General features: G+C 58.9%; 21 protein-coding genes, 3 pseudogenes and 1 other annotated feature. Of the genes and pseudogenes, 12 read left to right on the top strand and 12 right to left on the bottom strand.

Annotated features, from left to right (window positions below; all coding sequences use genetic code 11):
- Window positions 1–78: 78 nt before the first annotated feature.
- From IGW03_RS17995 to IGW03_RS17960, 8 genes are all read right to left on the bottom strand, one after another.
- Window positions 79–504 (bottom strand): hypothetical protein, encoded by a 426-nt coding sequence (locus IGW03_RS17995; protein ID WP_194723944.1) that lies wholly within the window; start codon window positions 502–504, stop codon window positions 79–81.
- Between the two features lie 13 nt (window positions 505–517).
- Window positions 518–943: a hypothetical protein gene (locus IGW03_RS17990; RefSeq protein ID WP_194723943.1), complete on the bottom strand. Its 426-nt coding sequence runs from the start codon at window positions 941–943 to the stop codon at window positions 518–520.
- A 278-nt stretch (window positions 944–1221) separates the two neighbouring features.
- Window positions 1222–1644, bottom strand: coding sequence for a hypothetical protein (locus IGW03_RS17985; protein ID WP_194723942.1), 423 nt, complete (start codon window positions 1642–1644; stop codon window positions 1222–1224).
- 252 nt (window positions 1645–1896) lie between these two features.
- Complete coding sequence (locus IGW03_RS17980; protein ID WP_194723941.1) at window positions 1897–2130, bottom strand: hypothetical protein; 234 nt, start codon at window positions 2128–2130, stop codon at window positions 1897–1899.
- Between the two features lie 33 nt (window positions 2131–2163).
- Window positions 2164–2397, bottom strand: a complete 234-nt coding sequence (locus IGW03_RS17975; RefSeq protein WP_194723940.1) for a hypothetical protein — start codon at window positions 2395–2397, stop codon at window positions 2164–2166.
- A 140-nt stretch (window positions 2398–2537) separates the two neighbouring features.
- Window positions 2538–2783 carry a hypothetical protein gene (locus IGW03_RS17970; protein WP_194723939.1) on the bottom strand — a complete coding sequence of 82 codons (246 nt, stop codon included), beginning with the start codon at window positions 2781–2783 and terminating at the stop codon, window positions 2538–2540.
- 37 nt (window positions 2784–2820) lie between these two features.
- The gene (locus IGW03_RS17965) at window positions 2821–3330 is read right to left on the bottom strand and encodes an RES family NAD+ phosphorylase (protein WP_194723938.1); all 510 of its coding nucleotides are present in this window, start codon (window positions 3328–3330) and stop codon (window positions 2821–2823) included.
- Window positions 3327–3809 (bottom strand): Xre family toxin-antitoxin system antitoxin, encoded by a 483-nt coding sequence (locus IGW03_RS17960; protein WP_194723937.1) that lies wholly within the window; start codon window positions 3807–3809, stop codon window positions 3327–3329. The genes IGW03_RS17965 and IGW03_RS17960 overlap by 4 nt, the downstream gene beginning before the upstream one ends.
- Before the next feature lie 407 nt (window positions 3810–4216).
- Between IGW03_RS17960 and IGW03_RS17955 the strand changes: the two genes are divergently transcribed.
- On the top strand, window positions 4217–4780 hold the full coding sequence (locus IGW03_RS17955; protein WP_194723936.1) for a coiled-coil domain-containing protein: 564 nt from the start codon (window positions 4217–4219) through the stop codon (window positions 4778–4780).
- Between the two features lie 95 nt (window positions 4781–4875).
- Window positions 4876–5952 (top strand): hypothetical protein, encoded by a 1077-nt coding sequence (locus tag IGW03_RS17950; protein ID WP_194723935.1) that lies wholly within the window; start codon window positions 4876–4878, stop codon window positions 5950–5952.
- Between the two features lie 35 nt (window positions 5953–5987).
- Here the strand turns inward: IGW03_RS17950 and tatA are convergent, their stop codons facing one another.
- Window positions 5988–6152 carry a twin-arginine translocase TatA/TatE family subunit gene (gene tatA / locus IGW03_RS17945; protein WP_194723954.1) on the bottom strand — a complete coding sequence of 55 codons (165 nt, stop codon included), beginning with the start codon at window positions 6150–6152 and terminating at the stop codon, window positions 5988–5990.
- A 91-nt stretch (window positions 6153–6243) separates the two neighbouring features.
- Between tatA and IGW03_RS17940 the strand changes: the two are divergent.
- Window positions 6244–7062 (top strand): annotated as a pseudogene (locus tag IGW03_RS17940) (IS5 family transposase).
- A 124-nt stretch (window positions 7063–7186) separates the two neighbouring features.
- Here the strand turns inward: IGW03_RS17940 and IGW03_RS17935 are convergent.
- The gene (locus IGW03_RS17935; protein ID WP_194723934.1) at window positions 7187–7495 is read right to left on the bottom strand and encodes a hypothetical protein; all 309 of its coding nucleotides are present in this window, start codon (window positions 7493–7495) and stop codon (window positions 7187–7189) included.
- Between the two features lie 492 nt (window positions 7496–7987).
- Between IGW03_RS17935 and IGW03_RS17930 the strand changes: the two genes are divergently transcribed.
- A complete protein-coding gene (locus IGW03_RS17930) occupies window positions 7988–9382 on the top strand; it encodes an NAD(P)/FAD-dependent oxidoreductase (protein WP_194723933.1) in 1395 nt (464 codons plus the stop codon).
- 475 nt (window positions 9383–9857) lie between these two features.
- On the opposite strand, the gene dinB is transcribed toward IGW03_RS17930, so the two are convergent.
- Window positions 9858–11015, bottom strand: coding sequence for a DNA polymerase IV (gene dinB, locus IGW03_RS17925; RefSeq protein WP_194723932.1), 1158 nt, complete (start codon window positions 11013–11015; stop codon window positions 9858–9860).
- 200 nt (window positions 11016–11215) lie between these two features.
- Between dinB and IGW03_RS17920 the strand changes: the two are divergent.
- Together IGW03_RS17920 and IGW03_RS39040 are read left to right on the top strand one after the other, a co-directional pair.
- Window positions 11216–11929: pseudogene (locus IGW03_RS17920) on the top strand (IS3 family transposase); the annotation flags it as partial.
- Window positions 11497–11613: a sequence feature (AL1L pseudoknot), on the top strand. Its footprint overlaps the pseudogene before it by 117 nt.
- Window positions 11930–12704: 775 nt before the next feature.
- Window positions 12705–12854 (top strand): annotated as a pseudogene (locus tag IGW03_RS39040) (transposase); the annotation flags it as partial.
- A 145-nt stretch (window positions 12855–12999) separates the two neighbouring features.
- Here the strand turns inward: IGW03_RS39040 and IGW03_RS17910 are convergent.
- The gene (locus IGW03_RS17910) at window positions 13000–13299 is read right to left on the bottom strand and encodes a helix-turn-helix domain-containing protein (protein WP_228535714.1); all 300 of its coding nucleotides are present in this window, start codon (window positions 13297–13299) and stop codon (window positions 13000–13002) included.
- 353 nt (window positions 13300–13652) lie between these two features.
- Between IGW03_RS17910 and bcsD the strand changes: the two genes are divergently transcribed.
- The 6 genes from bcsD to IGW03_RS38695 are packed head-to-tail and all read left to right on the top strand — an operon-like array spanning window position 13653 to window position 22678.
- Window positions 13653–14117, top strand: coding sequence for a cellulose biosynthesis protein BcsD (gene bcsD / locus IGW03_RS17905; RefSeq protein ID WP_194723930.1), 465 nt, complete (start codon window positions 13653–13655; stop codon window positions 14115–14117).
- Window positions 14118–14140: 23 nt separating this feature from the next.
- Window positions 14141–14755 carry a hypothetical protein gene (locus IGW03_RS17900; protein ID WP_194723929.1) on the top strand — a complete coding sequence of 205 codons (615 nt, stop codon included), beginning with the start codon at window positions 14141–14143 and terminating at the stop codon, window positions 14753–14755.
- Window positions 14752–15516 carry a cellulose biosynthesis protein BcsQ gene (bcsQ, locus tag IGW03_RS17895; protein ID WP_194723928.1) on the top strand — a complete coding sequence of 255 codons (765 nt, stop codon included), beginning with the start codon at window positions 14752–14754 and terminating at the stop codon, window positions 15514–15516. The genes IGW03_RS17900 and bcsQ overlap by 4 nt, the downstream gene beginning before the upstream one ends.
- Window positions 15513–17690: a glycosyltransferase family protein gene (locus IGW03_RS17890; RefSeq protein ID WP_194723927.1), complete on the top strand. Its 2178-nt coding sequence runs from the start codon at window positions 15513–15515 to the stop codon at window positions 17688–17690. Before bcsQ ends, IGW03_RS17890 begins: the two co-directional genes overlap by 4 nt.
- The gene (gene bcsB / locus IGW03_RS17885; protein ID WP_194723926.1) at window positions 17683–19986 is read left to right on the top strand and encodes a cellulose biosynthesis cyclic di-GMP-binding regulatory protein BcsB; all 2304 of its coding nucleotides are present in this window, start codon (window positions 17683–17685) and stop codon (window positions 19984–19986) included. Before IGW03_RS17890 ends, bcsB begins: the two co-directional genes overlap by 8 nt.
- A 10-nt stretch (window positions 19987–19996) precedes the next feature.
- Window positions 19997–22678, top strand: a complete 2682-nt coding sequence (locus IGW03_RS38695; protein ID WP_194723925.1) for a tetratricopeptide repeat protein — start codon at window positions 19997–19999, stop codon at window positions 22676–22678.
- The last annotated feature ends 13 nt before the right edge of the window (window positions 22679–22691 follow it).

Here is a 22691-nt window from a genome sequence, read left to right as displayed (position 1 = left end):
TCCAACTTCCTGGGCGGCGTCTCCCGGCGGGAAATACTGTCGGCGGAATGCGCGGTGAAATGAAAAGCGACGCTGTCATTAGTCGACGTCCCCTCGATAGCGTGGCACCGGCGGGCAAAACGACGCCTCCAAATCGGCGCGGAAATCGTCGTTACTGAGGTCGCGGTAGAGATCTGGCTCGCACTCAAGAACGTCCGCAAACGACGCGGCCAGAGCAATGTCTTCGGGGTCGGCATGGCAGCTGGCCAGCAAGTGCACCCGCTTCGAGGGGCCGGTAACGACGATCTGGCGCTCATTGATGATGCGGGTCCCTGCTGTCCAGATCATCCGGTTGGTCTTCAGTGTAGCGGGCCGGTCGAGCGTCATGCAGAAAGACGGCACGCGCAGGTGATAAAGCCCGGCGAGCACCTGGTCAAGCAGCGGGATAATAATGTTTTCTACCCTAAGGCCCTGCATCTGCCGCAAAAGCATTTGCACGGTCCGGCGGATCTGGTTGTCAGTCATGGCGCGTCCTTCCCTAATTGAGTGCGTGCGGTTTCATCGGGTGCATTGGTAATTGCTGCATTTGGCGTATTACGTCGTTCGTGTTGCTGAATGATCCAAAAAAGATTCGGACCACGTGCGGGGCTTCGCGCATTACCACGGTGGTGTGTACGTCAATCTGCAACGATCCGGCCTCGGGCGGTAGTTCGCCCGTTAGCTCTGGCTCAATGGCGGCAATGACTGGCCCCGCGTTGTAAACGTAGTTCAGCGTTATCCATATGCCGATGATGCTGTAGGCGGGCATGACGCGGAAAATCATATCAACGGCCCCGGCGCTTACGCCTTGGAGTTTCGAGACGCTTGTGCCGAGGAGGGTCTTTGCAAACTCCTCGATGATGTAAATGCCCGGCTGTTGGCAAGGCCTCACCGGGCGGATGGCCTTATCAAAGATTGTATTCATGCAATCCCCGTTTTTTACGTTGAAAAGCAGTGTAGACGAGGTTCGCGAAAAGAAAAGCCGCGGTTTACTGCCGGCCGATTTTGATCAGGAAAAGCTCCTAGATTGCCGGGTGCATGCGACGGGGGCTGGCTTCCCAGTCCTGCCAGCTGCGCAGGGCTGAGGGTACCAGGGCGCCATCTTCGGTTTGTGTTAGGCCGTCCGCTTCCCTGGCTAAGCGAATATCGACCGAATTCGGGATAACCGACTGGCGCTGGACCCGCCGGCTGCGGTTTGGGTGGTTAACCATCGGTGTTTGTGGCGCCCATGAGGTGGGTGATATAGCACTTGTAGCGCTTCTTGTTCTCGGCGATGTGCGGCTGCATCGCCACGATCGCATCGTGCAGCGGTTCGCGGATGCGCCGCGCAATCACGCGCAGGGCAGCATGTGCGAAAGCCGATCGAGTTGTGTCGTCCCGCAAGGCCTCAGTGAAGTCTACTAGCTCACCGGTGGACATCGGGCGCTCGTGTATCGCTTGCAGAATGAGAGCGTCGGTCGGCTTGATCGCGATCATCAGTGCGATATGGGGGTCGTTCACCAAGTCGACGTCGGTGCTCTCGCCGAGGCTGCGGACGGTTCGCCGCAGGATTTCCTCGTGCACGGTGTCGCCTTCGATGCCGTTAGCAAGAGTGTCGGCTGCGTCGATTGCGGTAGGGTTGTCCATTGTCATTTTCTGCTCCACCCCCTGTTCCTCGAGGCGCGGTCGTAGCGTATCCACACCTATTAAAATACACGCAATGCGTTTATAGCCCCACAGGTCGGAGACTATTTTCAACGTTTTATTTTGCCTACCCGAGTCGGAAATGATCGCGGCACGGGGCAGAGGCGCCGCGCACCGAGCGAGGCGATTCGTCCCTGCAGCGCTAACACTCACCAGGCTCGCTTGGATCGGGGATCGCGCGCACGCAGATGGTGGTCACTCTGGCCGAGTTGGGTAGCGTTTTCTTTCGGTAGACGCACACGCCACGCGCAGGACTGGTCTGAGGGAACGCATTTCGATTTTCCGGATCTCCACATAGACTTTGCATTCCCAGCGCTTATTTCGCTTCGACCAGCGCATCAGATGTTCTCCGTATTCCGGATTGGTTTCAGCGCGCAGGATTACAGGTGTTCCGTCAAGTGGCGCATCCACTATAGGCATCCAGTCCATGGTAATTTCCCGGTTATTCATTGGCAGAAAAACTCAAATATTCGGTGCGTAGGCGTTATCTTCAGGGCACCACTGGCATTTTTCACAGACGTGTTTGCCATTGGCGCAAAGGAGCATGCGGGGACGTGCGCACTGCGGGCACTGTCCTGTGTAGTCACTGCTAACCGGCTTCCAGGATGCCTGCTTTTGCTCGTCTGCGAGCTGATCTTCAGTCACCAGGTCAGCCAGGCTTTTGGATTCATTTTCCGGAGTCGAGGTGATAGTCATGGACGTTTTGTGTTGGCAAGGCGACTGTTCGCCAGCGGTTAGAAATTGATGAAATGCATCTTACGCCACCTCGGAAATGGCGCAAGGAAATTCACTCTTGCTGGAGGCGGTGGATGCGGACTTTAAACCGACTGCAAGAATTAGCGGCAACGCCAGATGATCAGCGTTCCGCCAAACGCAACCAATGCCGCTACAACCGTGAATGGCACCAACATACCCGCCAAAGGTAAAGACAGCAGCCACAGGGTGATTGCTAAGCCGAAGGCCTTATAGCCTAGTACAGTGACTACGCCGACAATGGGAACTGTCATCCAAGACCAAATGAAAATGACCCATCCGATGATAGCTCCCAACACAATGGGCCAGTAGAACGACCAATCGATCATGAATTTTCCTTGATGCAGATGACGTGTCGGATGACTACTACTGCAACGGCGGATGCAAGCGCGGGTCGAGTGCAAACCGTTCCTGAAGAAGTGTTTGTCCAGGAGTTGGCGCAACCCGACTTGCATCAAAAATAAGATTCCAGCTATGCCGCGACACCACGCTTGGCAAAAGGATGTAGTCGTGCTGGTCGAGCAAGGTGTCTCCAAACTGCTGTTGGCCGGCGCTGGGAATGCCTGGATAGAGCCAATTCGGGTTTGGAACGTCCTCGGGCTTGACCACATGAATGCGATCCGGCGTAGCCACCTCCAACGCGGTCAATACGTGCGGCACGGTATCCAATGCCTTGAATCCCTTGTGAACGGCAACCTCAAGGATGGCGGTCGAGGGATCGATGGCGCAGTAAACGGCGCGACGTCCCTTGGAATTCCATCGGCCGCCAACGCGGAAAGCGCCCTCGCCTGACGCCCATGTCGAAGCAAAGATTTCCTGATCCAGTCGCCATGCCACAACTTTCTTGCCAGTTAAGGTATGAGGCAAAGGCGTCATGCGTACACTCCGAATTGCATGCGAGTCAGCAATTCTTCAACCAGTTCAACCCCTGCCGGCGTGCTCAGTAGTTCGATGGGGCAACGTTGCTCAAGTCCCATGGCCGGCGACGTCAGCCAGCGTTCGGCTTCATCCTGCGAGCCCAGCACTTCGGTTGCGGTGGCAAGAATCTCGGCAAACTTCCAGACTCGGCCACTTTGGGTCTCGTTCAGATCCTTTGAAGGTTCAACCTTGCGCTGCGTGGTGCGCAAGCTGATACCGATCGCCTTTTGCAGCATATTGGGGTCGCGCAACACCTTCACGTTGTTCTGGAGATTCTTGACGGTCACGCCAGGCAAACCCTGATTGATCAGGTGATGTGCATCAAGACCGGTATTGATCTCATGCTGAAGCACTGAATTTCCGCCCAGAAAATTGATAATTTTTGCGAACCCGCGTTCTTGCGGTGGGCTCGATGCTTGTAACGCAGAGTTTTTCATGGTGGCCTCTAATGACAACTGACGCTTATAATGGTGACAGCTGACGCCTACATTGTCAATCTGACTTTGTTTTTCGTCGCCACAATCCCAAATGCAGTGTGTGTTGGCCTACTACTGCGCCTGCCATGCGGCGGAATTGGCGATCTGCGGTTACCAGCGCTGCAATGACTTCTTGATGCCTCACCAGCCTGTGTAACGCTCTACATGGGTTCTGGGGCAATGGAAAGAGCTTTTCAGTTCGACGGGTCAACGGCCAAACAGCATGTACGCCCTGTCTATGCATTGTCTCCCTCCCATTTATTGGCGATCAAAGAAAAAGTGTTGTACACCACGACACCCGGCACTAAAGTTAACAACAAATCAACACGCGGGGTCGTATGCAGGATTGCAAGGTAATCTCCGCTCAAATGTCCAAAGAAGAGTTGCTTTCCGAGATTGAAAGCATGCAGCAACAACTTGCTGACTATGAAGAGCGCGCCGAAACATGGCAAGCCAAATGTGAAGAAGTTCGCCGTCGGCATGTCCATGCGGAAATGCAGGCCGAGAAGGCAAATAGTGCCTATCACCGTCTTGAGAAAGAAGTGGGTAGGCTTGAACAGCTTGTGCAAGCCGGCAAAAACAACCTTGAGGCGGAAAAGAGCAAGCACCAAGCGGAAATCAGGGAAATGTATAACAGACTCTGGATACAGACTGTGCATACCGTGGAATGGTACGCGAACTATACCTGCGCAATGGCCGGGATAAAACGCGCCCTGGAAACCGGGATACAGGAACGCGTCTCAGGACAGCCGGACCCAAATAAGGGTAAAGAAGTCAAAAGAATTTGCGATGAATTGAGAGAGAAAAAACAATGGGATTTCTTTGTCGAGCGCTTCACAAGTCCATGCGCCTTGATTACACAAATGCTCAATGCTACGCGAGTGAAGAGCGAAACAAATCAAAGCTCTCCCCAATCTCTTGTTAAGACATAAATTGGTTCCGGCATCAGCCAATTCAACACTATTTTGCTTGGAGCCATGCACTCCATTCCCTAAAACATGCAGTGCTTTTATTGAGGTTACTCATTATGATGGGCATAGATGACGGCGGTGCTGGACAGATGATGTTGGCCGGTTTGAATGCCGGTATTGATTTGGTCAATCATTGGCAGCTACAGGCGGAATTCAACCGGCTAAATGCTCTGATCCAACAGTACCACGATGAAGCGTGGCACTGGAAAGGGGAAGCAGACAAGACTCAAGAAGCATTGGACAGCGCAAATAACTATATTCGGCGATTAAAAAGTGATGAGCAGTATTGGAGGAATAACTCCGAGCAGTGGGAAAGCAACGCCAAATACTGGAAGAATTTTGCACAGGAATTGTCCGCAACAATCATGAGCTTGAACGGCCAAATAGATTATCGAGATGCGACGATCAATCATTTGGAAGCCATTGAAAAAACGAACAACACCTCACTGAAGGAAATCAGGGAACAAAGGGAAGAAGTCTTAAAGAAAATCGATGACTTGCAAGAAGTGCTGGAAGAGACTGAGAGTGAATTAGAAAGGGCCGATGAGAGGTTCCAGTTCCTCTACGAAAAACACATGATGCTGGAAAAACGCCTGAAGCGGCAGTGCCGGCGCACCATCAAGGTCAAAATCGCCTACGATGCATTGGTCCGTGATATAGCCCACCTTCATGAATCTACCGCTACAGAAGCAGCAACAGCGGAAGAGTTGCAGGAGGAATTCAAAGAGCATGTGAAACTGTTTGAAGCGTCCGGACTGCCAGAATACGGCGTAGGAACACTGCCCTACCCGGCAAAAGCGCTTGCCAGGATTCGAGACGGAATTCGCAAGCAGAGCCTTTGCACGGTAAACCTTGCGGCCCGCTACAGCATGCTTGTGGAAGAAATCAATGCGGCGGTCAATCCTCACGCCAGCGGCGAGGTGACACCTTCCATGCGCCGGCAATACGTGCGATCTGCGCTGGATAAGTTCATGGAAAGTGACGCGTTGCTGTATAAGCCTTCGGTGCCCTCCTATCCGGAAGATAATGCCTTGTTAAAAAGGCCAGCAAAGCGGATAAATCAACTGGAGATGGCATCCATGGCACTATTGCCGTCGCCAGATCCGATGCGCAAACAATTATTGTTGTCCTGAGTGATCTGGGAGGGGATTGTACCCCTCCTCTGCCCTTATTTCGTCGTATCAGTCGGTTTCGAGGCTGCGCCCTCATCATCCCCCTTGACGCCATCCTTGAAGCCTTTGATGGCCTTTCCGAGATCGCTACCGACAGTGGCAATTTTCTTTGTGCCGAAGATCATGATTACCACAAATAATACGATGACCCAGTGACCGATACTAACTGTCTATTTCGATAGGCGCTAGATAAAGGAAAAAATGGCGCCCAAACTGTCGAAGCAGAGGGTGTTTCGATCCAGGAGTGCAGCCATGAAGCAAGGCAAGCGAGATGATGGCATTCGCATGAGCGATGTCCTGTGGCAGCAAATCGAACCCTTGCTGCCAGCGCCAAAACCACATCCGTTAGGATGTCACCGGCCACGCGTGCCCAACCGTGCAGCGATGGATGCCATTCTGCTGGTGCTGCGCACCGGCATGCAATGGAATGCCCTCGACGACACTGGAGTCTGTACATGTTCATCGGCGTATCGAAGGTTTCGGGAATGGGCCGATGCAGGTGTGTTCGCAACGTTCTGGCGGCTGGGGCTGCTACAATACGATGAACTCAAGGGTATTGACTGGAGCTGGCTGGCGCTGGACGGTGCGATGACAAAAGCGCCTCTGGGAGGGGAAAAAAACAGGTCCGAACCCGTGCGACCGCGGCAAAGGCGGCGTCAGGCGCAGCCTGCTCACTGAGGCTCACGGTGTGCCGTTGGCCATTGAAGTGGCTGCGGCTAACCGGCATGACATGAAGCTGGTTACTGCCACGCTGGCGCATATGATGTGTGCGCAGCCAGATGGTCGACGCAAAAGCAAGTTATGCCTGGACTTGGGTTATGACTACGAGGAGGTAAGGCAAATCGTTCATATCGCTGGATTTGAGCCGGTCATAGTCGGCAGGCGTGAGGAAAAGAGAATAAGAAACAGCGCGGCGCACGTGCCAGACGCTGGGTCGTTGAGCGCACACATAGCTGGCTCAACCGCTTCCGTCGGCTACTGGTAAGGTGGGAAAAGCGTGAAGACACCTATCTCGCCATGCTGCAGCTTGCCTGCGGAATCATCGTGTGGCGTTCAGCCCTAACGAAATAGGCAGTTAGTGGCCTGGTCACGATCCCGTTCGTTGGCAAGCGTCACGTAAATGGAGCCCCCTTTGCACGGGCATTTTTTACTTGACACGATTGCGCCGAATTCTACGTCGAGCTGCTCACTATCTCTATACGTGCGCTGCGAGCCACGCCCGAATTAGAGTCGCCTCCGCCTCGACGGTCGGCATTTTCGGCTGAGGTAGATCGGACAACATCTGGGCCATGAATTCAATTTTTGCGAAGGTGATGTGCGGCTTTTGAAGGACCACCACGCCGGCGCCGGCAATACCCAACCTCCGAACAGTATCGGAGGCCTGTGCCAAGCGCATCTTCAAGTCCGCCGGCACCGTGAATTGCTCTGCCAGCTTTTCGCCAGCGTCCGCCCACCGACGCAGAATACTGCCAATTTCATCAGGAATCTCTGGCATTACATGCATGACGAACCTCGTAGTAGAAAAGGTGATGCTTTAAGTCTACCGCCGGAAATCCTCATTCGGTGCTCGATCACAAGCTTTTTACGCCGATTAATTTAGCCGAACCGTATCCAAAATGCCGCGAGCAAGCTTACTGAAGTCCTGACTATTGCTCTAATTAGCAATGCGATTTGATGCGAACAAGTCGGACGTTTCTCCCGTACCCCATCAAACGCCCGCCCTTTCCTCCTCGCCTCGGAAAGGCTCACCATTGATAATGCCCCAGCTATCCCGACGCTGGCCTTGGCATCCAATTCTTTCAACCGACCTCGGTACTGAAAGGTTTGATTGGGTCACTGTGTCTCAGCGTCAATACCCAATCAGCCTGCGCGGACCGCTGCACTACTGCGCTACATCAAGCGTTTTGGTTAGCCATGTTCGACACTGTTTGTAGATGGCGATACCTGACTGTCCGTTTACTGGGCCCTGTCGATAACGATTTGTACGGAGGCAATCATGGCGATGACCGAGACCGATTATCTGGTCGTGGGTGCCGGCGCTACTGCCATGGCCTTTGTTGACACGTTACTGTCCGAGTCGGATGCCAGCGTGGTGATGGTCGATCGGCGCGCGCAGCCAGGAGGCCACTGGAACGATGCGTATCCGTTCGTGCGGCTTCATCAGCCGTCCGCATTCTACGGCGTCAATTCGATCGCTCTGGGCGACGGAACGACCGATGCAGTCGGCCTGAACCGCGGCTTGCGCGAACTGGCGTCCGGCGCACAGGTGCTGCACCATTTCGACCAGGTGATGCGTCAACGCTTCCTGCCGTCTGGCCGGGTACGGTTCGTGCCCATGACCGACTGCCATCGTGACGCGTCTGGTCGCCCTATCCTCACCTGCCGCCTGAGCGCAGCGGTAACCGAGGTCAGGGTGCGGCGCAAGATGGTGAATGCAACGCATGCCCAGACCGCCATCCCGGCGACGCATCCGCCACGCTACGAAGTCCATGACGAGGTGCGTTGCATTGCGCCGAATGCCCTGCCCGGCGTCGACCATGCATACCGGCGTTATGTCGTGGTCGGCGGCGGTAAAACGGGCATGGATACCTGCACCTGGCTGCTGCAACATGGCGTGCTGCCAGCAAACATCACCTGGATCAGGCCGCGAGACGCCTGGCTGGTTGACCGCGCCACGGTGCAACCGGACCCGTCGTTTTTCAACGGCCTGAAATGCCAGCTCGACGCGATCGCACAGGCAAAGACGATCCCCGACTTATTCCAGCGCCTAGAAACGAGCGGCCAACTGCTGCGTCTGGACCGCAGTGTCACGCCGGCCATGTATCACTGCGCAACGGTATCGCAGGCGGAGCTGGCGTTACTACAGCAAATCGAGCATGTGGTGCGTCTCGGGCACGTCAAGGCGCTTCAACCGGGGCGCATCGAGCTAGACCACGGTGAGGTGGCAATCGAAACCGATGCGCTATTTATTAATTGCAGCGCCTACGGGATCCGCCCACTGCCGCCGGTGCCCGTATTCGATGGTGACACGATCAATCTTCTGCTGGTGCGCACCTGTGGCCCGAGTTTTAGTGCGGCGCTGATCGCGTACGTCGAGAGCCATATCGATGACGTGACGGAAAAAAACGCGCTCTGCGGACCCGTTCCCACGCCAATGGTGCCCGGCGACTGGCTGCGGATGTGGGCGGCTATGCTGGGTAACCGTCTGCGCTGGAGTCAGCATCCCGCATTGACCGACTGGGTTGCACGGTCGCGCTTGGATGGGGTTGGACTACTGGCTGCAAGTGTCAGCCCACACGAGACCGAGAAGGTCTTGCTGCTACAGCAGTACCGCGCAAGCGTGCGTCCTGCTGCGGCCAATCTGCCGGCGCTTCTGGCACAGCTTGATTAGCGATGGTTAGCGATCCGCCGTATCGGCTTCTGAGACGAATAGTCGGATCTGTGGCATAAGTTGCCTCCTATATCGGTAGGAGGCTTACCGGTTTTTTTTCCGAAACTGATCCCGAGCTTGACCAAATGGCCAGCGTAGCCGTCCCCTGTCCGGCAAGCAAACAAACCTGTGAGGCCGGTATTGACCGGCTGGCGTGTTAGCGCAGTATCCATCAGGCCCTGACATGCCGGATGTCGAAGGCGTTGCTTATTCCGGTCAGGATGGTTGAATCCGGTTCGCCGCTGGCGCTGCCGAACCATAACGATAGCAGGATGTACATGGAGTCCGTCATTGATACCGCGCGGCTGTAGTTGCAACGCGAGCCTCCAAACGAAGTAGTTGCTGTCTTCGCTTTCCCACTATCATAAGAAAGCCGACTCGTCTGTCGCATTAGGAAGGTAATCGCTTGAAAGTTAAGTCGCGGATCAACTCGGTTTCACCTATCGCTGAACAGATCTAGCTGTTCCGGTGCTGTCGGCGACGCGAACGACTTTTGTACCAACCCCGATACGCGCACGCCCAACAGTCGGATGCGCCGATCAAGCGGGACGCGTTTCAGGCACTCACCAGCAGCACGGCGGATAGCCGCCCCATCATCGGTATAGGCGTCCAATGTAAAATCACGTGTCAGCGTGACGAAGCCCGTATAGCGAACCTTGATGCCGACCGTCTTGCCGACGTAGCCCTTGCGTTGGAGATCAGCTGCCATTCGTTGGCACAATTCGGTAAAGGCTGGCGTCAACTCGTCTCGGTCTACGCGCGGATGCAAATCACGCTCGAACGTTGTTTCACGGCTCATCTGCTTGGGCTCCCAATGCGTTACCACCGGCCGATCATCAATGCCATTGGCGACATCCAATAACCAGGCTGCAGTCGTTGTGCCGAAGTGCTCCTGCAACGATGCCGGATCGGCTTTTACAAGATCGCCAACAGTAAAAATATCAAGCGCATTGAGTTTGCTTACTGCCTTCGGACCGATGCCATTGATTTCCTGAATGGCTAGCGGCCATATCTTTGCCGGAATGTCCTCCTTCGTAATGACGGTCAACCCGTTTGGTTTGAGTAAATTGGATCCTATCTTCGCGAATCTTTTACAATATGACAATCCAATAGAACAGGTAAGGCCGGTGGCCGCATGCACCGCATGCTTAATTTGCATTGCGATCTCGCGTGCATCGTTCGCTATGTGAGTCAGGTCGATATATATTTCATCAATACCGACATCCTCAATATGGGGCGCGATCTGAGCAACGGTCTGCTTGAACAGACGCGAGTAGTGACGATATAAGGCGAAATCGTTCGGTAGCAAAATTGCATCAGGCGCTAGTTTGGCCGCCTTCATCATGGGCATGGCACTATGCACTCCCAAGTCCCGTGCTGGGTAGGTCGCTGTCGTGACTACACTCCGCCCTGCGTAGTCGCGCATACGGGCATAGGTCCGCGTGCCATCTTCATTCTGTACCGGATGGTGCTCCTTCCCCCCGCCGATCACAACTGGCAAGTCGACAAGATCGGGATAACGCGCGATCTCGCAGGCTGCGAAAAAATAATGCATGTCCAGATGCGCAATCTGTCTGGGAGGCGAAGAAGTCATTGAGAAAACGATGTTTCTGGATGCCCTATTTTAAACGCGGATGCCAAAGCGGATGTTATGCGAGCCCAAGCTGAAAGAGTTGTGCAAGCTGGCACCTCAGTGTTGGACTGTGTATAAATCAAATTGCCTCACGATGGTATCCCGCAAGGTGAAGCGCCCCGGAAATTGAGGAGGCTCCACCATTTGAGATAATGGAGCCTATGAAGAAGCAAGCAATCAAGTATTCCCCGGAAGTCATCGAGCGCGCAGTGCGGATGGTTTTCGAGAGCAAAGAAGAACATTCATCACAATAGGCAGCCATCCAGTCCATTGCCGGCAAGATCGGCTGTACTGCCGAGACGCTGCGGCGCTGGGTTCGTCAGCATGAGCGTGATCACGACCAGCGTCCGGGCACCACGACGACCGAACAGGATCGGATCAAGGAGCTGGAGCGGGAAGTACGCGAGCTGCGCAAGGCCAATGAGATCCTGAAGTTGGCCAGCGCGTTTTTCGCCCAGGCGGAGCTCGACCGCCGCTTCAAGTCGTGAAGGCCTTTATTGACGAGAACCGGGAGGCATTCGGGGTCGAGTCGATCTGCCAGCTACTGCAGGTTGCCCCGTCGGCCTATTGGCGCCATGCAGCGCGGGCTCGCAATCCGGCGTTGCGCAGCGAGCGTGAGCGACGTGACGAGATGCTGATTCCCCATATTGAGCGAGTCTGGCATGCCAACCTGCAGGTCTATGGAGCCGACAAGGTCTGGCGACAGCTCAAGCGTGAAGGCATCACGATAGCCCGTTGTACAGTCGAGCGGCTCATGCGCCGGTTGGGCTTGCGCGGTGCCATACGCGGCAAGCCGGTTCGTACAATAGTCAGTGAGAGGACGGTGCCTTGTCCACTGGATCGAGTCCACCGGCAAGTTCCGGGCAGATCGGCCGCGACCCAGATGTCCTGCAGTGCGGCTTTGGCCTTGGGTTATTGACTCTGATAGTGATGACTCCACCCACGCATAAAGCGTACTAACCGCGATGGACGTTCATCTTGCTTGTTCTGCGTGCACGGGGATGGCAAACGTAACACCGTCCCGTTAGTTCGGTTTCTCTGGCTGACAAGCGCACTCTGCATCATGTTGGACATGACGAACGCGACAATCGGGCGCCGCAACATGGAATTGCATCAAAAATACTGGGTTGCCATCGGGTCAGTGTGCGGTAAGGTTGCGAACTCGGCTCGCAGGATCCGCAACCTCCTCGAGAGAAAAGTCACGCAGAACAAGCGTCTGATATGCTAGAGCACGAGTGCGGCGCGCAAGGCGTTAGCCGCGACATGAAGCGCCAGGAAGACACTAAGGCGTGCGTACGAGAATTTCTGGTAGCGCACTCTCCCGGCGAAAGGCGGGGCACCGATAATTAGCTCGTCTTTCCTACCCTGATACCACTTTAGTTGTCCAAAGACCCACTAGTCACCACGGTTCCGACTTATCTGAAGCCACAGTTCGTCCATTTCTTCGTCGCGCACGGAGTGGTGGCACAGACAATGTCGGGCCGGGCCGTATTCCTAAGACGTCGGGCGGTTCAGTCGTCCATCCAACCAGGTCTCCAGGAATCCAGCGGTGACAAGCACCCCGCCCGCGAGCCCCGTGAGCCAAGCAGTAGACGAGTTGAGCACACACACGCCGGCGGTTACTAGCAGCAGGACAATGCCAGGGATGACCACGTTCCTCTTTTGGTGAAGTCCTCGTCCAAGATGGCCGTGTCCATGCTGGTCCATAGTCTCAAAGGCATCTGCACCAGGCTGATACGCAAGAAAAACCAGGCGTCAGTGCGACAGAAGCTGTGGGCGGGTTCATTGTGGTCGCCGTGATATTTCGCCGGTAGCTGCGCGCGCGCCGTATCCGTGATCCGGGAGTACAGCCAGACTCAGCGCCATCCTGAATAGAGCCATGCATGGCTTCGCCATCCGCGCTACTTATCCCCCCCTGGAACGGGAAGGATTTTCCCGCACGTCGTTAAAAGAAAGCGCGATGATCTCCCATCAGTGTGCGCAGCGTACGAATGCTCATGCCAGACACCTCATGCATTCTGATCAGGATCTCGGCTGACACCCCTATCTTTTTATAGCGGATTCTTGAAATCACACTTGGCGCGATGCCTAATGCCTTCGCCAAGGTGGCATCCCGCTCGCTTGACATCGCCAAGCTTAACGCTTCAAGCAGCGGTTGGGGATCATAGGATGGTAAGGTCAACAACGGGCTGGGGTTGCGCATGGGGAAAAAATAGGGTTGGTGGAAAATGATAGTATTTCTCAAATGCAAGTGCCTTGCCTTAAACGCTGGGCATTCCTGTCTACTGCGGTCACGCTTTCTGCGGTGCTTGGAAGTTGCGTGCTCCTTTCGCTTTCTTCACCTGTCTGTCCAGCTCTAACCACCCTCGGAATCGCCTGTATTAATGCCGTGCGGAAACGTTTGATGGATGTTAATGACTGCCTTGCGGCATTCCTGCATCTTTTTCACCGGAAACCTCAGAATATCGCCCGCATGTCGTTACAGAACGTAACGCCGACTATATAATTATTTCGGAAATGCATCTTTCGTTGCACATGATCAACTTGCTCCCCAAAGAAACTGCTAGAGGGACTTTTCAACAAGCGTAGGCGCCGTCGATGACAGAACGAGATCTGGAAAATTATTATCGCAGTCAGCAGGTATCTTTCCAATGGCTGCCGTTCGTGCGCGCTCTTGCCGCAGAATTTTCGGAAGCTGCCACCCCGGAAGAGGCATTCGACTTCTTTTTCCGGGTGGGGGTCAAGTTTGCCCAGGCGTCCGAAGCCTGTTTCCGGGATGCGCAAAGCCTCGAACAATTGCAGCAAAACCTTAATACCTTCTGGTCGCGTATCAACTGGGGCTGGGTGGAATTTGCCGAACTCAAGGGCTACGTGGAAATCACGCATCATGCGTCCCCGTTGGCCGAAGCCTTTGGTGACGAGACGTTGAACTGGAGTAGCGGCTTGCTCGAGGGCTTTTACCAGACGGTGTTCTCGGTACTGGGCGCCGGTGAAAGGATGCGGGTGCTGCGTCACGATGCGTCCAACGGCATGAGCATCAAACTGCGCTTTTCACAGACCTAACCACCAGCTTTAGGGATTACGTGATGCAAAAATTTGAAGGTAGCATGTCCCGCCTGTTCAGCTCCTTGGGCGCCGATGATTCCTCCTTTCGGAAGGCAACCGCGGCGGCGCCGCATGATGCTGAGCAGCGCTGGCCCCTGCTGAAGGAACTCAACCCGACGCATCCGCAACCGGCGCCAGTGCTCAGCACGCTCGATAAGCAGATGCGTTCCAATGCCCAGGCACCGGCCGACATCGAACGCAAACCGCGCCTGACGGTACCAGGACTAGGCCACAAGCTCGCCGAAGGGCTGCGCGTGATGTCGCCCCCCGGCGCGTACCAAGCCGCCGGGTTGCTGCCGCCGCAGGAAGCCGGGCGCGACGCGCTGCGCGTGCCGCCGCAGGAAAGCGAACCTAAGTCGCGAACCCATGGCAAGCTATTTTCAAATACGCAACATGTCACGGTGGCCAACCCGGCCGCCGAGGCTTCCTCAGGGACGCCGCCTGCTGGCGTGCCGCGTCAGGAAACGGCCGCTTCAGCGGTGACCGAAGCCCGTCCGCTGGCGTCGCTGTTTGCGCGTCTGGAAGGGCGACCGCCTCAAGAGCCGGCCGCTGCCAGCGCGCGGCCATCGTTTCTGGGAAGACAAGGTAGAAGATGAGTATCGTCGGCGTTATTTCGATGAAGGGCGGGGTCGGAAAGACGTCAACCACCGCAAATCTGGCGTCCGCCCTGACTGCTCGACTGGGCCCGGACCGGGTGTCCGTCATTGACCTCGATCCTCAGAATGCCCTGCATTGGCATTTCGGGCTCAAGGATGCAGCCCGCCCCGGTTTGTGCCAACACGCTGGCCATGGTAATAGCCTGCGGGAGGTGGCAAGCCAGACGCCGTTTGACGTGACCTGCGTTCCCTACGGCGCAGGGACAGAGGCAGACCGTAAAGCGTTTGAAACCCTGCTGGCGAAAACACCTGGGTGGCTACAGGAGCAGATCGCGCGCAACGGCTTGGACGACAATGCCGTCGTGCTCATTGACACGCCGCCGGGACCGTCGGTCTACCTGGAACAGGTATTCGCCTGTGCGGATCTGCTGTTGATTGTCTTGCTTGCGGATGCTGCCTCGTACGCGACCATTCCCGCGATGGAGACGTGGCTGGCCGACATGCACCGCACGCGCCCTGAGGTCAAGACGGCCTACGTACTCAATCAGGTCAACGTGCTCGAGCCGCTCAACCGGGATATTGCCGCTTTGCTGCAGCAACGGCTTGGGCCACGGGTGGCGCCGTTGGGCATCCAGTATGACGAAGCCGTCTGCGAGGCCATGGCGTTCCAGCAACCTGTCCTTGTCTATGACCCGCACGGTCAAGCCAGTCACGATCTGTCGCGCCTGACCACTTGGCTGATCCATACCCTCAACCAATGATGCCGCAATTGCTGCTTTCGCTGTGGCGCAGCCGCTGGCACCTGCCAGACGACGCAGGCCGTGCGCTGCCTTATCTCGAAGGCAGCGCCGTGGGCTGGGCACAGAGCGCTGGCGACGCTGCTGTGTTCAGATCGTGGCCTTCTCGGCTACTCATCAGCGCTGGATGCCTGGGTCTGCTCGCGCTGTGCGCGACAATCCAGTATGCGTTGCACGATCAGCTGCTCGTGGCCGGGCTGCTGATCGTCGTGGCGCTGGTGCTGCGCCGCTATCAGGGACCCGCCGTCACCTGGGTGCTGGTGGCACTGTGGCTGCTGGCGTCCGTGCGGTATTTGACGTGGCGTCTGATGGACTCGCTTCCCTGGCCACATGACCCGGGTTACTGGCTGGCTTTTGCCCTCTGGGCAGCGGAAGCCTACTTCGTTTTATTGTGGGCGCTGGACGCCTTCGGAGCCAGCCTACCGCTGCGCCGCGCCGCCGTCCCGCTTCCCGCGGACAAAGCACACTGGCCGTCTGTCGATGTATTGATTCTCGCCCACGGGCATGAGGCTGATGAAGTCGGGCAGGCGCTGCACCGTGCCCGCACCCTGTCCTGGCCTCAAGAGCGGCTCCACCTGCACGTACTGGACACGCGCTGGCGGGCCGAGTTGGCGGCCCTGTGCACAGACGCGACCAGCTACCATGCGCCCGCCACCGGCGACAGCAGCCTGATGGCAAGCCTGACCGCCGTCCTCAAGCAGCCCGGCGCAGAGCTGGTCATTGTGGTCGACAGTGCTACCTCGATGGACAAGGATTGGCTGCCGTCGCTCGCCGGTTGGTTTGCCGCGGATCCGAGGCTGGGCCTCATCACCACGCCGCAACATCCGCTCGCGCCGGCGCTCTCACGGGCCGCCAGGCGTCTGTTTGCCGGATCCGCGATGCCGGTTCAGGTGGCCTGCCTGCGGCGCTTGGCGCTGGCAGGCAACGACTTGTCCGGCGCGCACCTACTGGCAGAGCCTGCCGGCTTGGCCGCCGAGCTACAGGCCCGCCAGTACAAGGTCGCCTATGTGGAGAGTGACGCCGTGCCCGAGGATGACCAGACCACCGGCGACACCGCCGATGCGGCCACGCCATCGAGCGCCACATTGTGGCTGGTGGAGCCCGCGCGCTCGGCAACGATGCGCTGGGGTAGGCACTTCCTCCAGTCGCTGGACGGGCTGTTGCGTCGATGTGCGGTGCTGCCGCGGTTGGTCTTCTTCGCTGCGCCGTCGGTTTATCTGGTGCTCAATATCGAGCTCTGCGCGACCACTGTGGATGTCCTGGCCGCGTTTGCCCTGCCCCATCTGCTCCATGCGTATATCGTGCGCGCACGCCTGGCCCAGCCGCTGCGCCAGCCGCTGGCAACAGAAGTCAGGGAACTGCTGTTGGCGTGCTATTTGCTCATCCCCACCGCGATCAACGTTGCCCGAACCTGCAGCGCCAACCTCTGGCGCCGTCTGCATCCGGCCATGCGATCCGGGCCAACGGTGAGTGAGGCGTTCAACCTGGGACCGTTCGCCGTCCTCGTCCTGGCCAACCTGGCTGGCCTGCTTGCTGGCGGTTTCGACTTGCTGAGCGCGCCTGCGCCCGTGCGCGATATCACCGGGTTAGGCGTGGTCTGGTGTGCGGTCAATCTGTTGCTGTTGGCGTCAACGCTGGCGATTGCGGCCGAAGCGGCGCACATCCGCGATTACTTGCGCCGGCGTGCCGTTCTGCCGGCCATGCTACGGCTGCCCTACGGACGTACGGTCAGCTGCGCCACTGAAAACTTTCCGGCCGTCGACCTTGGTCTGCGCCTGCCGGCCGCGACCAGCTTGGCACCCGGAACGCCCCTGACCGTGACACTGTTTTTCGAGCAACGGGCCTATCCGTTTGCGGCCCGTGTCCTGTCTGGCACAGGCAGTCAGCTATCCTTGCGGCTGGCCGACAAAGCCCTTGCCGATTATGCAACGCTGCGCAACGTGGTACTGTCCCGGGGCCAAGATTGGCCAGCCTGGTTGCCTGGACGCGATGCCCATCGGCTGCTGCCGGCGTCGCTCGCGCAGCCGATCGTCAAGACATCATCTGCAGTCCTGCACTTCTTCACTCACCTCAGTCGGCACGCCAGCCGTTTATCACCATATGGACGGCGCCGCTCGCGCACACGAACCAATGACTAGCAAGAGCCCTTATTCACGTTACGGTGGCCGACTGACGGCCATTAGCCTTGTTCTCGCGGCCCTGGGAGGACTCGTCGCGCCGCCTGCCGCAGTTGCCAAGACAGCCCCCCTCAAGGCCGTGCCGGATGACGTGCCGGCGCCGGAGTCGGCCGCCGCAGGGACCGATGCCTCGCTTCGCCCGCGTGTCGTCTCCCTGACGCTCAAACAGCTGGGCACCTGGTCCTCGCTGAAGCTGCGCGGTGTGGACGGCTCACAAGCCGTCGCGTTTTCGCTTCGTGCAGACGAAGTGGTGGTGGGCGCCAAGCTGCGCCTGAGCTACGATTATTCGCCAGCGCTTTTGCCAGAGCTCAGCCATCTGCGTGTGCTGCTCAACGAACGGGTGGTAGCCGTGGAAGGCCTCCCGCAAGGCAAGAATGTAGGCAATACACGCGAGATCGTCCTCGACCCACGCCTATTCAACGACCTCAACGAACTGCGGTTCAATCTGGTCGGCCACTATACCCGCCAGTGCGAAGATCCGTTCCATTCTTCGCTGTGGCTGACGGTAAGCGACTTGAGTCGCGTGGAATTAACGCTGGCTCCGCTGCCGGGCAGAAGTAATCTGCAGGCGCTGCCAGCCCCGTTCCTCGATCCCCGGGACAGCTCGGCACTGCAGTTGCCGTTCGTGTTTGCCAATGCGGCGTCGCACGCGACGTTTCAGGCTGCCGGGATCGTGGCGTCCTACTTTGGCATCCAGGCCGGCGCGCGGGGTGCGCAGTTCCCGGTTTCGCTGGCGACCCTCCCCCCGGGCAACGCCATCGTCTTCCTGAAGGGCAACGAGACCATCGGCGGCCTGCGCGCCACCGCGGATGCAACGGTCTCCGTCGTTACCCATCCGGGCAATCCGGACGCCCGGCTCTTGCTCGTGTCCGGCGGTGACGACACTGCCTTATTGCGCGCCTCGCGGGCTCTGGCATTGATTGCGCCGACACTGGTCGGACAGTCGGTGACGGTCACCAAGGAAGTACCGGCCCCCAAGCGGCGCCCCTACGATGCGCCGGCCTGGGTGCCCGTGGACCGTCCGGTCCGACTCGGGGAGCTGGCCCGCGCCAATGAACTGCGTACCCAGGGTTATTACCCAGGTGTGATCCGCGTCAATCTGCGCGTGCCACCGGATGTTTTTGCCTGGCGCACGTCCGGGGCACCGTTACAGCTGAAGTACCGGACCAGCCGTTTGCCAGAGCAGAAAAACGCCAGTCTCGCGGTCAGCGTCAATGCCAGCTTCATTGACAACTTGACCCTCTACGACTCGCCCGCAGTGTCCGCGCCGCGTCCCGCGCCCGAGCGCGCCAACCCGTCAGTGTTTCAGACCGCGTTGTATGTCCCGCCGTATGAAATTGGTGGACGTGACCAGTTGCAATTTGGCTATGCGTTCGATGTGTTGAAGGAAGGCGAGTGCAAGCACATCCCGCCAGATAACTTGCAAGGCGCAGTCGATGCCGACTCGACCATCGACTTCAGTGCCTTTCCGAAATATGCAGTGCTGCCTAACCTGGGGTACTTTGCCGATATTGGTTATCCGTTCACGCGGCTGGCCGATTTGTCCGAGACGGCGGTGGTACTGCCGCAACAACCCAATACCGACGAACTGGCGTTGTATCTGACTCTGATGGGGCGCATGGGCGAAGCCACTGGCTACCCCAGCATCGGCCATGCCGTCGTTGCCGCCGGCGACGTCGAGAAATGGCCCGATCATGACTACATTGTGATTGGTTCCGGTAGCAGTCAGGCACTGATGACCCGCTGGGCTGAACGACTTCCGCTGACCCAGGTCAATGGCGAGCGCCGGGTACAGACGCCCCAGAAAAGCTGGTGGCCCAGCTACCGCTGGGCCAAGGCAGAGGAAATTCGTCCGGTCGCAGGCGGTAGCCTGGCCCTGGTGGGCAATGGCAACCTGGCCGTGATGATGGGATTGGAATCGCCGCTGCAAGGCGAGCGCAGCGCCGTGTTCCTGTATGCAGACCGCGCTCAGGATCTGCGCAAGCTGGCTGACCTGATGACCGATACCGTACGCCTGGCGCAGGTGCAAGGCGACCTGGCCATCGTCGATGATAAGCAGGTCACCCATGCCCGCGTCGGCGCGACCTACACGCTTGGCAGCCTGCCGTGGCAGAGCAAGATACGCTGGTTCTTGTCGGACCACCCGCTGGTGTCGGTCTTCAGTATCCTGACGGCGGTCGGCTTGCTCGCCCTCGTGCTCTACCGGACACTGGGCCGGCGCACGACGCAACCCTCAAAGAAAGTACTGCTGCCCTAAGATGCAGAACATGAAGACACTGGCTTGGTTCATCGCAGCGACGCTGCCCTTGACGCCGGCGGCATGGTCAGCCGATGACCTGATCTCGCACCAGATGGCTGATGAGGCGCGGATGTGGCAGCAAAAGGACCGCGACGACCTGGCCGCGACAATCTGGCGCAAGCTGCTCAGCACGCAGCCGCTGCACCCGCAGGCACTCGTGCAGCTAGGCCTGATCGAAGCGCAGAGCGGTGACTTGAAGCAGGCTGAAGCGTTGCATGCAAGGGCAAGCCGCCTGTCGCCCCCGCCCCCGGGCTTGGCGGGGCTCGCCAAAGCAATTGAAGCCCGAAAGATGCCGGCGAGCGCGCGTGAACGCGCAATCGCCGCCGCGACCGCCCCGCGCGCTGCCGCGCTGCCATCCCCCGCACCGGTGGCACCGGCAGCAGCAACTCCCGTACCGGCACCGGCGCCTGCTGCCGCCCCTGCGGCATCCGCGGCGCCTGCAAGCCGGCCCAGTACCCCTGTCGATAAAGCCGCCGCGCCTGCCGCTACCAGCAGCGCCAAGCCCGGCCCCGCGCCTGTTGCGCCGCCTGCCCGTGCGGACGAAGCGAAGCCGCCCGCGACGCAGGTGCCGGCGCGGGCGGCGATCAAGCCGGCCGACGGTGCCTCAGCCGCAGCAATGGCGGCTGGGAATGCCGGTACCCATCTCCCTTTGCCGACACAACCCAGCAGCGCTGATGCAGCCAATGACAAATGGAGCCAGACCCGGCAGACGCTGGAAGAACTCGTGCGCCGCCAGGGCGAGCCACGGCACCTGTTCGCGCTCGCCCGTCACCTGACCTATCGCGACGCCACGCGCCGCGAAGGGATTCGCCAGCTCGCCGCCTTGCCTGACGACATGCACAAAAACACGGACACGCGCGCGGCTTGGCGCGATGCGTTGCTTGCCTTGACCCCGCGCCAGGGTGACGCCGCGTTGTACAGCGATTACCTCAAGCGCTATCCCGATGACGACATCGTGGATAACCGGGGACGCGGCTTGCCCATGCAGCCCGCCACGGGCGGCCCTGGGCAAGCATCGGGGCCGCGCGTGGCGGCGCCCGCCGTGCGCGACGACAGCCCGCAGCGCGCAGAAGCCGCACGGCTCATGCGCGAAGCCATGGTCGATGAACGCTCGGGCAGCGTCGGCGCGGCAGCGCGACGGCTGGAACAGGCGCTGCTGCTCGACCCGGCCAATCCATCCATTCGCATCCATCTGGCGCGTCACTACGACACCATGGGGGCGCTCGACACGGCGGCCGACCTGCTCGATGGCGTGCTGGCCGACAACCCGACGCAGTCCGACGCGCTGCAGGTGCGGGCCCAGCTGTTTGTCAAGAAGGAACATTGGTACGAGGGCCTGCAGCTGCTCGAACGCGTGCCGGTGGAGATGCGCACGCCAGAACTGGTTCGCCTCCAGCGCCAGCTGTGGGCCGGTGCACAAGTTGCACGCGCCAGCCAAGCCTGGGCGCGCGGCGAAACACGTCAGGCAACACAATGGCTTGAGCAAGTCGAAGCCCGCGTGCAGGGCGACCAGGCCATCCTGCCGATGGTTGCCCGCGCATGGACCGTTTGCGGCCAACCCGGCAGAGGGGTGCGCATCATGCGCGACATGGTGAGTCGCAGCACATCGTCGCCCGTTCATCTGCGCGTGCAGTATGCGGAATTGCTCTTGCTCGACCGCCAGGATGCCGAACTGTCGGCGGTACTGCGTGGGCTCGCTGGGGGAGGAACCCTCACCGGGACGCTACAGGAACGGGTCAACGAAGTCATCCTGGCCTACACGCTGCGTCTTGCCGAGACACTGCGCGAAACCGCACGCGTGAACGAGGCCGCGGCCATGCTGCTGCCGGTCTTGCAGCGCACCGACGACCAGCGCGTGCTGTTGGCAATGGCCCGTGTCCATAAGGCCGCCGGTGAGCCGGCCCGCGCGCTGGCGCTGGTGGAAAAGGCCATCAGCGTGGCCACCGAAGACCTCGGCCTGCGGCTGTTCGCTTCCGAACTGGCTGTGGCTGCCAAGCAGGTCGACGCTGCAGTGCGGCACGCTGATGCGGCGCAACGACTCGCTCCACAGCATCCGCGCGTGCTGTCGGCCCTGGGACGCGCAGAACGTGCCAGAGGCGATACCGCCAAGGCAGCCAACTATTTTGGTCAATCCTACGCGCTGGAATACGACCCGCCGCTGCTGCCCAACCAAACCTCACCCTTCCTGCTGCGCCTGCTGGCGCATGAAGCAAGACCAGGGTCGCTGCTGCCTCTGCCGGCTGGCGCTAGCGGGCTGCTGCCAATCCCCGATGCGCTACCATCGGTACCACCTGCTGCGCCGACCGGGGCCCGCCGCCCGGGGTCTGCACAAGGCGTACCGGTGTCGCCCTCCGTATCCGTACCCGCAGGAACCGGTAGCGACCCGGCGCGGTCGGCCTCCTACGCGCTGGCCGCGCACCCTGGTCCGCTAGCCGGGCCCCACCGCGTCGTACCGGGGTCACTGCCCGCCGCCGGCAAGACGTCCAGAGCGGTCGCAGCAGTAGCGGTCCGTCTGGCGACGACGTCGTCGATGCGCCGCCCGACGCAGAGCCTCCCGGTAGGCGGCGCTTCGCACACCAATGTCGACATGCGCCACGACAAGTGGCCGACGATGTCCTTTGCCTGGCTTGGCCGGGTGCAACCAGAGTGAAGAGAAGAACCAC

The organism is Noviherbaspirillum malthae (assembly GCF_015352985.1).
Classification (GTDB): Bacteria; Pseudomonadota; Gammaproteobacteria; order Burkholderiales; family Burkholderiaceae_D; genus Noviherbaspirillum; species Noviherbaspirillum malthae.
This window is presented reverse-complemented; position numbering and strand designations above follow the sequence as displayed.

Excerpts from the sequence above, each read along its gene's own strand:
- IGW03_RS17995 (WP_194723944.1), bottom strand. The coding sequence starts at position 504 with ATGACTGACAACCAGATCCGCCGGACCGTGCAAATGCTTTTGCGGCAG.
- IGW03_RS17990 (WP_194723943.1), bottom strand. The coding sequence starts at position 943 with ATGAATACAATCTTTGATAAGGCCATCCGCCCGGTGAGGCCTTGCCAA.
- IGW03_RS17985 (WP_194723942.1), bottom strand. The coding sequence starts at position 1,644 with ATGGACAACCCTACCGCAATCGACGCAGCCGACACTCTTGCTAACGGC.
- IGW03_RS17980 (WP_194723941.1), bottom strand. The coding sequence starts at position 2,130 with ATGGACTGGATGCCTATAGTGGATGCGCCACTTGACGGAACACCTGTA.
- IGW03_RS17975 (WP_194723940.1), bottom strand. The coding sequence starts at position 2,397 with ATGACTATCACCTCGACTCCGGAAAATGAATCCAAAAGCCTGGCTGAC.
- IGW03_RS17970 (WP_194723939.1), bottom strand. The coding sequence starts at position 2,783 with ATGATCGATTGGTCGTTCTACTGGCCCATTGTGTTGGGAGCTATCATC.
- IGW03_RS17965 (WP_194723938.1), bottom strand. The coding sequence starts at position 3,330 with ATGACGCCTTTGCCTCATACCTTAACTGGCAAGAAAGTTGTGGCATGG.
- IGW03_RS17960 (WP_194723937.1), bottom strand. The coding sequence starts at position 3,809 with ATGAAAAACTCTGCGTTACAAGCATCGAGCCCACCGCAAGAACGCGGG.
- IGW03_RS17955 (WP_194723936.1), top strand. The coding sequence starts at position 4,217 with ATGTCCAAAGAAGAGTTGCTTTCCGAGATTGAAAGCATGCAGCAACAA.
- IGW03_RS17950 (WP_194723935.1), top strand. The coding sequence starts at position 4,876 with ATGATGGGCATAGATGACGGCGGTGCTGGACAGATGATGTTGGCCGGT.
- IGW03_RS17935 (WP_194723934.1), bottom strand. The coding sequence starts at position 7,495 with ATGCATGTAATGCCAGAGATTCCTGATGAAATTGGCAGTATTCTGCGT.
- IGW03_RS17930 (WP_194723933.1), top strand. The coding sequence starts at position 7,988 with ATGGCGATGACCGAGACCGATTATCTGGTCGTGGGTGCCGGCGCTACT.
- dinB (WP_194723932.1), bottom strand. The coding sequence starts at position 11,015 with ATGACTTCTTCGCCTCCCAGACAGATTGCGCATCTGGACATGCATTAT.
- bcsD (WP_194723930.1), top strand. The coding sequence starts at position 13,653 with ATGACAGAACGAGATCTGGAAAATTATTATCGCAGTCAGCAGGTATCT.
- IGW03_RS17900 (WP_194723929.1), top strand. The coding sequence starts at position 14,141 with ATGCAAAAATTTGAAGGTAGCATGTCCCGCCTGTTCAGCTCCTTGGGC.
- bcsQ (WP_194723928.1), top strand. The coding sequence starts at position 14,752 with ATGAGTATCGTCGGCGTTATTTCGATGAAGGGCGGGGTCGGAAAGACG.
- IGW03_RS17890 (WP_194723927.1), top strand. The coding sequence starts at position 15,513 with ATGATGCCGCAATTGCTGCTTTCGCTGTGGCGCAGCCGCTGGCACCTG.
- bcsB (WP_194723926.1), top strand. The coding sequence starts at position 17,683 with ATGACTAGCAAGAGCCCTTATTCACGTTACGGTGGCCGACTGACGGCC.
- IGW03_RS38695 (WP_194723925.1), top strand. The coding sequence starts at position 19,997 with ATGAAGACACTGGCTTGGTTCATCGCAGCGACGCTGCCCTTGACGCCG.